This window comes from Legionella quateirensis (genome assembly GCF_001467955.1).
Taxonomy (GTDB): Bacteria; Pseudomonadota; Gammaproteobacteria; order Legionellales; family Legionellaceae; genus Legionella; species Legionella quateirensis.
In genome coordinates this window covers 156,303-168,945 of record NZ_LNYR01000021.1, presented here as the reverse complement: position 1 = coordinate 168,945, position 12,643 = coordinate 156,303, and the positions used below count along the sequence as shown (strand labels likewise).

The following is a 12,643-nucleotide window of genomic DNA, read 5'->3' as shown; positions in this document are numbered from 1 at the left end:
ACAATATGGCATAATTGTACGACTTTTAGTCAGCTATGGCATGTTATGAGCGTTAGTCGGGTAGAAAAAAGAGCAATAGAGCAACTGAATTTTTTAATAGCTCATTCGGGTATTTCAATTGATTTTATTGAGTGTTCTTCAGAAGCAAAGTTATCTCTTAACTGGTTTTTTAAATCCAGAACGACGCATAAACTAAAAGACTTGTTACAAAACCTGATCAACAGTGTTGCACAGGATTTGCAGACTGCATCAAATGAGAGGCAATATACTCCTCATTTACCTATAGTATTACTGAAATTCATTCATTTAAATCCAAATGGATTGATTGAACATCTCAATTTAACTATTCCAGACCTGCTAAAACGCAAAGAACTTACCTTTGCCAAAATGTATCAGACAGATACAGAGAATAGTTTGCGCCAGCATAATCATCTTGTTTCCATAGATTTTGATCCACGTACAGGTCTTTATACCTCACCTGACGATCACTTGGCTCATCAACACGGTACCGAAGCGCTACGAATCTTTATATCCACACAATGGGAGCGCCTTAAAGGATTTATTCACCGGTTGTTGGCGACTATAGGCATTTACGTCTTTGAAAATGCTCCCTACGAAGAACATGATTATATTCACACCGATATTTATGCGAACGACTTCGCTATTGATCCATTTCAGCCCGCGGAAGCCAGTTATTTTTTTGATGGCCATGCTACCAATTTGATTGCCATCCCTACAGAACACAACGCATTAACTGTTTTAACAGATCCTGTTGAAGGCGATTTAAATCCCCTTTTTTATCCGCGTATGACGAAGGTTGCCAACCCGGTTAATAATCAGGATGAAAGTATGTTACCCAAAGTTGATGTGATTATTATTTCTCATAATCACCGTGATCATGTTGATACCCAAACACTTAAACGATTAGTGAATCAACAACCATTGATCGTGATTCCTGAAGGAGATTTTGCATTATTTAATCGCCTTGGTTTTAAACGGATCGTGGAACTTAAATGGTGGGAACAGGCTACTATTTTAGAAAAAAATCAGGAAATTTTACGTATTACGGCTGTGCCTACGAGGCATTGGTCGGGCAGGGGTTTAACTGATGCCCATCGCTCTGCGTTTAATGGTTATGTACTGCAGGCACCATCAATGAGCAGCGATATTTATTTTGCTGGTGATACTGCGTTGATGGATGAAGAAATTTCAGCGCCCATTTTTGAACTCTTTAACGTTCAAACATCCATCCAGCCTGGTGGTCCCGATGAAGTCAGGGAAGACATGCAATCAACCCATCAGTCATCTGCTGATGCGTTATTCATGCATTTTAAAATGCTTTTAGCATGGTATCAAAAACAGAATACCCAGGATGTGAAACCGGATTTAGAGCAATTTCTTGAACGCAGCAAAGCCTTTAAGACCATTTATAATCATACATCAACTTTTAAACTCGGTAATTTGAGGCTTAGAGATACTTTTTACAGTGTTAATCGAATCATTGCTGCTCTTGGAGAAGGGGACGAATGGCAGAAAACTCAACTGACCCCCTATGAATACGAAGTGTTCACGAATATAAAAACGACAGTTGGAACCATGGTATTCTCCAACGGAGAGACTTTATCCAATGAAAATCTGCGCGATATGATTCTTCATTCCGTTGTTATTCCCAAAATAGGTCAACGTCTGACCTTAAGTTCAGAAGTAAAACAGGATGCAACCAAGCGTAATCTGATTCTTAATAAACGAGCTTTGGTTGAACTAGATCACATCACACAGGATTTAGTATCAAAATCATTGGCAGCTAAAGAGGAACAAATCAACCTTCGGCTGTTTTTGATTACTGCTTTAGATCACTATAATAAACCATGGCACTCCCTTTTTTCCCGTTCATTCAGAAACTTATCTCCCTATTTGAATGAATTAAAAAGTAATGATGTGGACTTAGAGGCACTAGTACAGCGTATGGAACATGACATGCAGCCTTTGAATCGATTTGGGCACATGCAGAGTATTATTCATTACACCAAATGGTTACTGGACATCAATAAAGGTGTGACTCCCAGTGATTATCTGGATAATTTTTTTACCTGTCAGAAAGTAAGAAAAACGATAAATCAGGAAATTCACTCAAAAGGTTCATGGCCCTTAATCAGTGATGATAGGACACCAAAACAAAAAGCATTTAAAATTTTGGCAAATCAACTATCGCGAACTCCTGAAACCAAAACAGCTTATAGTAAAACAATGCATCAATGGCATAAACAGCTGATTGATGAATCGGGATCTCATTTATTAAGTCAAAATCGATTATTTACTACGCAGAAAACACGCAGTCAATGTGTCGTAGAAGACAGTTTGAATGATTTGAGGGATGTTGAAAATAAAGTGGTGAATTGTTAACACCATCTATGGTCTGTTGATAATTCATTTTTTTAATTATCCTTAAAGGCCCACGTACCGCAGACAGGCCCTGATGTATCCCCTCATAATTTATAACACCGAAAATGTATTGATTTACGTCTCAATGGTCCTATAAATACCCGTCTTTGCGAGCAACGCGAAGCAATCCATAACGGAGCCTTATTGGAGCTGTGTTCTGGATTGCTTCGCGTTGCTCGCAAAGACGAACGTTTATACTGAATAGTAGATAATTATCCTCGCTAGAATTATGAGGTGATTTCTCAGTGACAAGCCGCGGCACATAAATGGCAGTTGTACTGTCAACAGACCCTGGTTCTTTCTTAATTCCTGTTTAACCACGGGAACTCTATAAAGTGAAAAAGATTTTTATAGAGTGTTTCTTCGTGGGGCAGTCTTTTTTTTTTGAATTATCATCATAATGTCCTTTTAAAACTCTGGTATTTCTGATTTATTAGCCCTAGAATGAAATTCTGCTGTAGCAAGGAGAGCGTTATGAGCTGGTGGTCATCGGTAGTAGATGGAGTTAAGTCAGTAGGTACTAAATTAAGTAATGGAGCTAAGTGGGTTTGGAACAATGCTTCCTTAACAAAAATTACAACAAGTTTATTTACCTACCCAGCAAACACATTTTTTCAGGTATTGGAACAAGGTCTGGCCTGGCGTAAAGCAGTTCCAACCTTAATCAATAATGTACAGGCCAGGAACATTGTTAATGGAATGGCTTATATTGCTAAAAACGAAGTACTCCCCATAGTTGCCCTGAATTATGCAAATAATTCAGTTCAAAGCTATTTTCGAGAAGGTCATGAAGCTGATCCCTGGCTTGCTCCTTATTCCGCATTTTTAGCGGGATTAACATTAGTGCATTATGGAGTTAAAGCCTATACCTACCGTCAAGGGGTGCAATCCTTGATGCGCATTACCGTTCTTGATTCAGTGGGGCCTTCTGCGTTCAATTCAAATAAGGTAGTTACCCCACCTACTTTATGTAAAGATTTAGACTGCAATTTCAAGAGAAAAACAAAAGGTATGTTACGAGAACCTTTTATACTGGCCGCCAATGATTTAATTGCCTGGGCTATTAGTTTTATTCCTTATGTAGGAGAAACAACAGCCCAAGGAATTAGAATATTTTTTAATGGACGTTATATTACTCGACTGGTAACACCGGAGCGTTGTGAACGACACAAGGCCATGATGCAGGAGTCTGTTTTAGCTTTAGGTTTGACCTATGAAGCATCAACGATGATTATGGACTACATACTTGAATCCACGGTTGGACTTCCCCCTTTTTTGTTTCATAGAACCTTGAAACATTTATTGCTTTTATTACATGTTAATCTCGCGGCTCATATGAGCATACCTCTAGTAGAAGATAAAGATGCGACTTTGATCATCGATCCTTTAAATATTTATGAGCGGGTTTGTCGTTTTATAGCCGATGTGATCTTTGCTGGGTTAATGAAAAGAATACCTATTGATTTTAAGCCAGTGAAAGGCGCGCCTCCTTTAATACCTTTATCCCCCGCGCTGAAATTTGGAACTGAATTATTAAATAGCGATAAAGAGCGTGAAATTAAAACTGCTCCAGGATTCTTTAATAAATCATTTAATATGGCTCTCTCCTGGGCTGCGCCACCTATTTTTAAGAGTTGGCGCGATTTTATTAATGACCCAATAATTTCAACGTATTGGCATGGAATTCAACAGGGCAGTTTAAACACGGTCAAAATAATATTGAGCTATAAGGAAAGTAAAACTAAAACAACATTAGGATGGGTTCCACCCAAAGCAGTGGCTGTTGCTATTAATCTTAAATTTGGAATACCTAAAAAATTAACTCAATTCTTGATCATGTTAAGTAAAGAAGACGATTTTTGGGAATTTGTAGAAGCTTTAAAATCCTGGTTGGAACGGAACAATATTAAGGGCGAAGTAGTATTGGTCCCGCATAATGGTGTTGATTTACCCGGAGAGAAAAAACTGGAGCCTACTCCAGTAGAACAGGAGTTACCGCCGAGTGAGCCTTCAGAACAACTTATCTCGACACGATCACAACATCAGGAAGTGATTCCTGCCGAGCAATTACTTACCAATAAACAAGCAAAAACTCCATCCAATACACCTCTATCTGCTGAAAGTTTATTTTCTAGAAGAGGTCGCGGAGATCATGCACGAGTCGAGGTGCAACCAGTAGGCTACTATATGTAGCGCCTGGATTAGTCGTTTGAAGCAGAATGCAATGGGCAGTCTGCTTCAAAATAATTTTTTACGTTTGAAATAATACAACATTAAAACAGCCAAAACAGTCATTCCCGTCATGACCATCGGATAACCATAGCGCCACCCCAGTTCTGGCATGAATTGGAAATTCATTCCATAGACCCCAACGATAAAAGTTAATGGGATAAAGATACTGGCAAACATGGTGAGAATTTTCATGGTCTCATTCATTCGATTATTTAAAGTAGAGAGGTATATATCCAGCATACTGGCCGACATTTCACGATGCAGGTCAATAGACTCTACTAGCCGAATACAATGATCATAGAGATCACGGAAATAAAGATTATAGCGGTCGTTTATTAGTCCACCATCATCTGTTAACAAGAGATGCACTATATCGCGTAATGGAGCTATAGTTTTTCTGAGGGTGATGGTGCGTCTTTTGGTGGTATATAGTGATTGTAGTTCTATGGTTTCAGGTTTTTTAATCAATTGATCTTCTATTTTTTCCAATAAAATTGACGTTTCTTCAACAAAATTGAAATAATCATCAACGATATAATCCATTAAAAGATAAGTCAGATAATCACTTCCGTGTTCACGAACCAGAGAGTGTTCCGCGTTGAGTCGTTTGTAGATGGGGGATAAGTCATAACTATCGGATTCTCTGAAAGTGATTAACAAATTGTGTTTGATTATTAAACTGAACTGTTCTGTTGAATAGGTCAATTGGTCTAATGGTGTTTCCAATAATTTAAAAACAATGAACAGATAATCTTCTATAATATCGAGTTTGGGTCTTTGTCGGGTATTGAGTAAATCCTCAATAACCAGGGGGTGAATTTTGTATTCACTACATATTTTGGTAATTTTATTACTGTCTCCCAGACCTGCCACATCGATCCAGATGTGCTTTCCATCACTAAGAGCCGAATTGATTTTCTCAATATGAAAATTATTGAGCATTTCATAACTCTGGGTATCATAGATATGAACACTAATGTGAGTCGGTTTCGGTGGATGTTCGCCTACATAAACTGCAGTGCCTGGTAATAATCCTGTTTTTGAAGATGCATGTTTTTTGTGATGACGCATGTAATGCTCTCTTTAGAAAATGTTTAGCAAATATCGGAATTTTACGTAATGTCTCAATAAGTCCTGGAAACGGCATCTCGAACGTAGTGAGAGATCTCCAGAAACTGGCAAGGTGCATGCATTTGGAGTTCTTTCACTGCGTTCAGGATGACGAAATTCTCTGGGTTTTTGAGCAGTTACAATTGTATTGATTAGCTTAGCAGGATTTTTAGGGTGTAGTCGACCTGTAATGAACGGAGATGAGTTTACTTAATTTGCTCTACTTGCCATATCAAAGGCTATGGTGTTATATTGCCGAGCTGCTTAGCTTAATAAAAAGCAATCGTTTTATAGTACATAGATTATGGTTATCCTCTCGGAATCAGTAAATGCAGTGGGTTATGAATTACTGTATGGTCAGTTGAGACCGTTACGATAGGGTCGCTGTTATATAATGGAAAAACTCTGAGAATGAAGCAATCCTTGTCATCACAACACACCTCAGGGTTCTTGTTTCTGTCGGTCAGTGTGATTACCTGTCTGATCTTATTAATTAATGTATCGTTTAAAATAATTATTATTCAGGGACTGGTATTTTCTATTAGCAGTTTGCTTTGCCCCTTAATCGCAGGCTTGTATTTATTCGCATTAAGAAATTGCACGTTAAAAGAGCAGCGTCACCTGCTGAACATCTCTTTAATGACCTTATACATGTACTGTATTGGCGTTTATGTTCTGGTAAATCTGCCCGCAGCGGAGTTCATGCACGATAATCCTGTGTATCAAATTGTATTTGAAGACATTCCCAAAAAATTTTTTGCAACCACAATCTCTTTTGCCTTAAGTTTTTATTTGCCGCATTTATTACTCTGTTCTAAAACGAACACCATTTTATACTCACCAAAACAATGCGTGATTCTTGCGATATTTGGAGGAGTAGGATTTTTTACTATGGATTTTTATTTGCTATTTTCAGCTCCTCATGCCCATAGTTTCAAACAGATTTTTATTGATTCATTCATGGTCTCATCTTTGGTTTTGCTGATCATTGGAGTGAGTTATTTGTCTTTTGTATTGGATGAGAGTCAATCTGTATCCGAGCAGATTAATGATAATCCAGATGAATCCTCGCCTGTTTATCATTATTTGCTCTGTTTTGCTGTATCGGTCATGTTAATGTGTTTAGCCTGCGAGTATCGTATTGTGTCATTTACGAAAGACAGTATCCTTGCAGCAAGTTGTATTTTTTTTCCAATAACGATGATAGTCAGTACGGTAATTGGTGAGCTATGGGGGTATAGAGCGAATTTGAAACTGGCCCTGGCTATGATTGCTGCACAATTGGTATTTGATACTTTGCTAATGGGAATAGTCGCTCTTCCATCGCCGCCCTTTTATAATTTGAATCCATTTTATTATTATATTTTACCCAGAAGATTACCTGCTGCATCTTTATCGTTATTTGTTACTTTTCTTAGCAATGCCATGTTATTGCATTATTTAAAATTCCTAAAATGGGAACTGAATCGTCCTTTAAGAATTTTGATTGCCAATATCTGTGCCAGCTCTCTGTTGTGTCTTGTTGATTACAGTGTGTTGTTTGGCGGTATTTATTCCTATGAACAGATTTTGAATTTAGCAATTAACGTGTGGCAATATAAATTAATGATGACTCTGATTTCTTTACCTCTTATTTTTTGGTTGTGTAACGTGTTGAAAAAGAATTTTACGCCCGTTTGCCGTGTGATGGATAACCGGATTAATTGACATCAGTAAAACAACCGTCATCCCGAGTGAAACGAGGGATCTCCTGATTGTGACACCAAGTGATTATGCTGCCACTTTGAAGGAGGTCTCTCACTTCGTTCGAGATGACGTTGCCAGAACAAATTGAGAAGGTACACAACCTAAAGTTATTTATAGTTTTTTACTGCCTATCGGGTTGAAAAGCAAAAGAGACCTTAGCACTGATGTGCTGCGTTACGGTTCTTTTTTCGTAGGTCTTTTCCAACCATACAATGTTTTTTGCCTGGACTCAGTTAGAGTGAGTTCTTCTGGCGGAACATTTTTGCGAATGGTGCTTCCGGCACCGATAGTGGCATTTTTACCAACAGTAACAGGCGCAACCAATTGAGTATCAGAGCCAACAAAAACACCATCCTCAATAACGGTTTGATGTTTATTTACCCCATCGTAATTACAAGTAATAGTCCCTGCTCCAATATTGACTTTTTTACCGATGTTCACATCACCAAGATAACTTAAATGACTGGCTTTGCTGCCTTCATCAAATACGGCTTTTTTAGTTTCAACAAAATTGCCTATTTTACACTCTGCTGCTAATTGCGTGCCTGTTCTAAGTCGTGCAAACGGTCCAATATCGCAATTATTCGCTATCTGGCAGCCCTCCAGTACACTGTTTGCATAGACGGTACATCCAGCCCCCAGGGTTACATCCGTTAAGCAGCAGTTAGGCCCTATAATGCAGCCATCTCCCAGCACTACAGTGCCTGTGAAGACACAATTAATGTCAATGTATACGTCTTTACCACAAACAAGATCACCACGCAGGTCAAAGCGATTGGCGTCTGCCAACCCAACACCTTGTTCCAAAAATTGTTCAGCAATTCGTTTTTGCCATATTCTCTCCAGTTGCTGTAATTGCAAACGGTTATTAACACCCTGGACTTCAAAATTGTTCCGGGCAGTTAATGAGGTTATAGGGGTTTGATTTTGTACTGCCAAAGCGATGATCTCGGTTAAATAATACTCGCCTTGGGCATTATTATTGCCCAATTTCGGAAGCCATACTTCTAAATCGGCGGCTTTAGCGCAACAGATGCCCGTATATATTTCTTTTATTTTCTTTTCTTGCTCATTTGCATCCTTTTCTTCTACAATGGCATAAATTTCACCTTGGTTGTTTCTAATGATACGCCCAAGACCGCTTGGGTCTTCGAGGTTTGCGACCAGGAGTGCCAGAACAGATTGATGTGAATGTGTTGATTTGCCGCATTCAAGTAGAGCTTGAAGGGTATCCACTTGTATGAGTGGAACGTCAGCAGATAACACAATGACTTGTGCTTGAGGTGGTATATGAGGCAAAGCTTGCATCACGGCATGGCCGGTGCCCAGTTGTTCTGCCTGATAAACCCAATTCACAGGTAAATCAGGGAGTGAATTCTTTATTTGTTCACCACCATGACCATAAATAATATGGATTGCATCTGGATGTAGCTGCTGCGCAGTTTCTACTACCCGAGCAAGCATTGCTTTACCCGCTAACGGATGAAGGACTTTAGGTGTATCGGAATACATTCTTTTGCCTTTCCCTGCAGCTAAAATAATAATTTGTAAATTCATGAGATTTGTGATTTCCTAGGTTAGGTTACATAAATAGGAGTTGAAATAACCAGTCTGTTTCAAAGTTAATGATGTCAGGATTAGTATAATAAATAAGTTGCCGTTAAAGGAGTAGAGCAATGACAATATTTCTAAAAGTTTTAATAAAATTAATCAAAGAGCAATTAAATTCAATTTCGAGTACATTGGAATACCAATCGAATCATCCCAGTATTTATAATCAAGCATTATCATTAGAGAAAAAATACATCATTGATGGGCTAGAGACTAAAATTGTCAGCTTTGTTGGGACTGGAGATGATGAGGCCGACTCTAAAACCATTACTAAATTGATAGAGGATTTTCGCGTACAGATTCAAAACAAACAAGAAGCACATGATAAACCTCGGGACGAGGGTGAAACCCTGAAAATGATGAGCGATTTAATTTTTCACACCAATGCTTTTTTTGCCAAACTGGATAAATATAACAAGCCAGAGGGTTCTGAGTCAGCTAGTTCGGGAAAATTAAGGTTAATTAACCATCGATTTTATAACACACCCGAAGATATTATATATTTTACTGCGGCAGGTTATTTAGGTGAAGAGATTTTTAAGCCTTCTAATAATATAGATTTAAAGATTCGAACTGATAAAGAAGCGGCAGTTCTTTCAAGAATTCAATCGTTAAGCGAGCGAATTCGACCAGAGTATGGATTGAGTGAACGGAGGAAAAGAGCTGAAGAAGCTCTTAAAGACTTATCCATGGATAATTTGTCTATTATCACTCCAAAATCAAGTTCCAGTTTTGGTATTCCATTTCTGTCCTTGGGGGGGATCTTTTCAGTTAAAGTGCCTACTACATTATTTAATCCCAGTGAGGGGCGTTTTGGTAAACTGTTTAATTTAGCAGATAGCTTGGTTAAAGAGATGACCGAGTTGGAATTTAGACCTTCTGAGCTAGATGAAGGTGCTATTAGTAAAGCAACGATATAATTGAAAGTAGCTGAAAGAATTGGGATTAAACCCAATATGTGCAATTAGTCATAGGAACGTCATCCCGAACATCGTGAGGGATCTCCTTGAAGCGGTACTGAGTCTGGTTTTGGAGATCCCTTGCAATGTTCAGGATGGCGTTGCTTTATAGGGCTATTGACACGTTACGCCATGCGGAGTACTGACGCGTGCTTGAAATTAATTATTTCTTTTTTCACCGTTAAGAATGATGCAATTCTCCGCATAAATCAGTTTCCATCAATGCTTTGACCTGAGGAATACCGAGTTTTTTACTCAATAAATACAATAACTTGCAATGAGCGGCTTCAGGAGTCATATCGTGGCCGCTGATTAATCCTGCCTGTTTTAAAGTATGTCCCGTTGCATACTGACTCATTTCTACATGACCTTGCTGGCATTGCGTGCAGTTAATAATGATGACACCGCGTTCACAGGCCTCTGTAAGTAGTTTTAAAAAACGGGGATCATTGTTTTGGGCATTTCCTGCGCCATAGGTTTCCAGGATCAATCCTCGTAAGGGTTGATTTAAAATATAGGCTAAAACATCCGTTGCAAAACCTGGGAACAATCGAAAGTTGGCTATAAATTGTGGGGTAATGGTTTGCAGGCGAAATGGCTTTTGCGGCGGTTTTTGTAAAAGATGCTGATGCAGTTCGATGTCTATACCAATAGTCGCCAGGTGAGGGAAATTGGGAGAGTCAAAGGCATTAAAACGCTGGGCGCTGATTTTTTGCGAACGGTTACCACGCAATAAATGCTGATTAAAATAGATGCAGACCTCGTGGATGGGCTGATGAGCGCACAACCATAGAGATGTAATGACGTTATCAATGGCATCATTACGTACTTCGGATAAAGGAATTTGCGACCCCGTTACGATTACTGGCTTGCCTAAATGCTCCAGCATGAACGACAAAGCAGATGCGGTATAAGCCATGGTATCGGTGCCATGAAAAACGACAAAACCATCGAAGTGATCGTATTCATGAGCAATATCGTTGGCGATACGATTCCATTCATGGACGGTCATATTGGAGGAGTCAAGCAAGGGTTGGTATTCCTTAACGACGTATTCGGGCATGTCTTTATGTTTCAATGTGGGTATTTGAGCCATGGCTGTTTCTACATAACCAGGTGATGGTTCATAGCCATTGGGAGTTTTGACACTGCTGATGGTTCCGCCAGTATTGATAATTAATATGCGTTTATTCATGGAAATCGATTTAAGTTATTTGTTTCAATTATATCGCTCTTTCTTAGGGATAGCGAAAAAAACAAATTTGAGTATTTTACTATTAGAACACTTGACAGCTTTAGTGCTGCAATGTAGAAATTAAAGCCAGTGGATGTCAGGGAGATGATGATGCTGCAAAAATGGGATTCAACAAGCGCGGAAGTGTTAAAACAACAAATAAAAGCAGCGGTAGATCCAATAGTGGCCAGGCATGAACATTATAAGACGGCTACTGCAAACATGTTACTGAGTATAACCAATCATTTTTTTAATGAAACCAATAAAGATAAAATCCTGGAAGTGACACATTATGTAGCCGGTAATGTAGAGCAGGAACCTGTAATGAATCAATTTTTGCAGAAAAAATTTGATAATTTGGTGCAATTTACCCAAACCATTCAAGAATGTGGCTTAGGTCTGGGGTTAGAACAAGATGGCGATTATTTTGTATTTAATTATTCAGAGGGTTTAAAGCCAGAAACTGTTGAATTCATGAATAAGCTGGCTATTGCCTTGAGTGCCTGCAGAATCTGTATTGGTATGGAGCAAATTTATCGCACTTTATTGCAAGACCCACATGTTCAGACTCAAGAATATGAAGATTTTCTTGTTGAGGTCAGAGATTTAGCCCAAAAATATTATGCCGGACCTGTACCCGATGGGGACTACAGTAAGTACTTAAGAGCATATTATCAGAGCGCATTGTCTATTCAAAATAGACTGAAAGAGCAACATATCAAAGTAAATGCCTGGAAAGAACCCTTTGCGGATCAATTGCAAAAAGCCTTGGCTGTTATTTGCCAAGCGATTAAGTGTACAGGATTAAAATTAATTGAAAGTACGACAGCTTTTCCGGATAAGACCTGGCTTGGTGATGGCTGGAGTCCGTTTGTAATTGGTTTGCTTAGTGAACTGGTTGCCCGATATTACAGCTATACTTACGTGATTGCTGGTTCATTGTCTTTGAATCAAGACTATTTTTTTGTCTTAACCACGGAGTTATCTACTTTTTCATTAACCATGCAGGATCAAATGGAGCATTTAAAGCTCGCAATTTTAAAGAACGCTGATGTAGAGTTAGGCGATTTAATTCGCAACATTCAGGGGCAGGCTGCAGTTCATCAAATCGTTTTAGTTCCGGAGGAAAAGCCAGCCTATTATGGTAGTGGTAATTTATATCTGCTATACCCGAATCCTAATAGTTTTCAAGAAAAAAGGGGCGATTCTTATGTGCAAAATGTACGCTCTGACTACGGACTCCAATAATATTTTCAGAATTAATTGCCAAGGTCTTGTACTTTGTGGAAAAATCAGGATATTAACGGTT

The 12,643-nt window shown here is 38.7% G+C and carries 8 protein-coding genes; 5 read left to right on the top strand and 3 right to left on the bottom strand.

Going from position 1 to position 12,643, the window contains the following annotated elements:
• Window positions 1–45 precede the first annotated feature (45 nt).
• Together Lqua_RS08785 and Lqua_RS08780 are read left to right on the top strand one after the other, a co-directional pair.
• Window positions 46–2,403 (top strand): MBL fold metallo-hydrolase, encoded by a 2,358-nt coding sequence (locus tag Lqua_RS08785; RefSeq protein ID WP_058473905.1) that lies wholly within the window; start codon window positions 46–48, stop codon window positions 2,401–2,403.
• 513 nt (window positions 2,404–2,916) lie between these two features.
• Window positions 2,917–4,635 carry a hypothetical protein gene (locus tag Lqua_RS08780; RefSeq protein ID WP_058473904.1) on the top strand — a complete coding sequence of 573 codons (1,719 nt, stop codon included), beginning with the start codon at window positions 2,917–2,919 and terminating at the stop codon, window positions 4,633–4,635.
• A 45-nt stretch (window positions 4,636–4,680) separates the two neighbouring features.
• Here Lqua_RS08780 and corA read toward each other — a convergent pair whose 3' ends face one another.
• Window positions 4,681–5,745, bottom strand: a complete 1,065-nt coding sequence (gene corA / locus Lqua_RS08775; RefSeq protein ID WP_058473903.1) for a magnesium/cobalt transporter CorA — start codon at window positions 5,743–5,745, stop codon at window positions 4,681–4,683.
• A gap of 450 nt (window positions 5,746–6,195) precedes the next feature.
• On the opposite strand from corA, the gene Lqua_RS08770 reads away from it, so the two are divergent.
• Window positions 6,196–7,491 (top strand): VUT family protein, encoded by a 1,296-nt coding sequence (locus tag Lqua_RS08770; protein WP_058473902.1) that lies wholly within the window; start codon window positions 6,196–6,198, stop codon window positions 7,489–7,491.
• A gap of 213 nt (window positions 7,492–7,704) precedes the next feature.
• On the opposite strand, the gene glmU is transcribed toward Lqua_RS08770, so the two are convergent.
• Window positions 7,705–9,087 (bottom strand): bifunctional UDP-N-acetylglucosamine diphosphorylase/glucosamine-1-phosphate N-acetyltransferase GlmU, encoded by a 1,383-nt coding sequence (gene glmU / locus Lqua_RS08765; protein ID WP_058473901.1) that lies wholly within the window; start codon window positions 9,085–9,087, stop codon window positions 7,705–7,707.
• Window positions 9,088–9,206: 119 nt separating this feature from the next.
• Here glmU and Lqua_RS08760 point away from each other — a divergent pair, with 119 nt between their 5' ends.
• Entirely contained in the window at window positions 9,207–10,061 is an 855-nt protein-coding gene (locus Lqua_RS08760; RefSeq protein WP_058473900.1) for a hypothetical protein, read from the top strand.
• A 220-nt stretch (window positions 10,062–10,281) separates the two neighbouring features.
• Here Lqua_RS08760 and ansA read toward each other — a convergent pair whose 3' ends face one another.
• Window positions 10,282–11,295: an asparaginase gene (gene ansA, locus Lqua_RS08755; protein WP_058473899.1), complete on the bottom strand. Its 1,014-nt coding sequence runs from the start codon at window positions 11,293–11,295 to the stop codon at window positions 10,282–10,284.
• 144 nt (window positions 11,296–11,439) lie between these two features.
• On the opposite strand from ansA, the gene Lqua_RS08750 reads away from it, so the two are divergent.
• Complete coding sequence (locus Lqua_RS08750) at window positions 11,440–12,582, top strand: hypothetical protein (protein WP_147279772.1); 1,143 nt, start codon at window positions 11,440–11,442, stop codon at window positions 12,580–12,582.
• The last annotated feature ends 61 nt before the right edge of the window (window positions 12,583–12,643 follow it).

Bases quoted from the DNA above. Each gene is read 5' to 3' on its own strand.
- Lqua_RS08780 (WP_058473904.1), top strand. From the start codon at position 2,917: ATGAGCTGGTGGTCATCGGTAGTAGATGGAGTTAAGTCAGTAGGTACT.
- Lqua_RS08760 (WP_058473900.1), top strand. From the start codon at position 9,207: ATGACAATATTTCTAAAAGTTTTAATAAAATTAATCAAAGAGCAATTA.
- Lqua_RS08750 (WP_147279772.1), top strand. From the start codon at position 11,440: ATGATGATGCTGCAAAAATGGGATTCAACAAGCGCGGAAGTGTTAAAA.
- ansA (WP_058473899.1), bottom strand. From the start codon at position 11,295: ATGAATAAACGCATATTAATTATCAATACTGGCGGAACCATCAGCAGT.
- Lqua_RS08785 (WP_058473905.1), top strand. From the start codon at position 46: ATGAGCGTTAGTCGGGTAGAAAAAAGAGCAATAGAGCAACTGAATTTT.
- corA (WP_058473903.1), bottom strand. From the start codon at position 5,745: ATGCGTCATCACAAAAAACATGCATCTTCAAAAACAGGATTATTACCA.
- Lqua_RS08770 (WP_058473902.1), top strand. From the start codon at position 6,196: ATGAAGCAATCCTTGTCATCACAACACACCTCAGGGTTCTTGTTTCTG.
- glmU (WP_058473901.1), bottom strand. From the start codon at position 9,087: ATGAATTTACAAATTATTATTTTAGCTGCAGGGAAAGGCAAAAGAATG.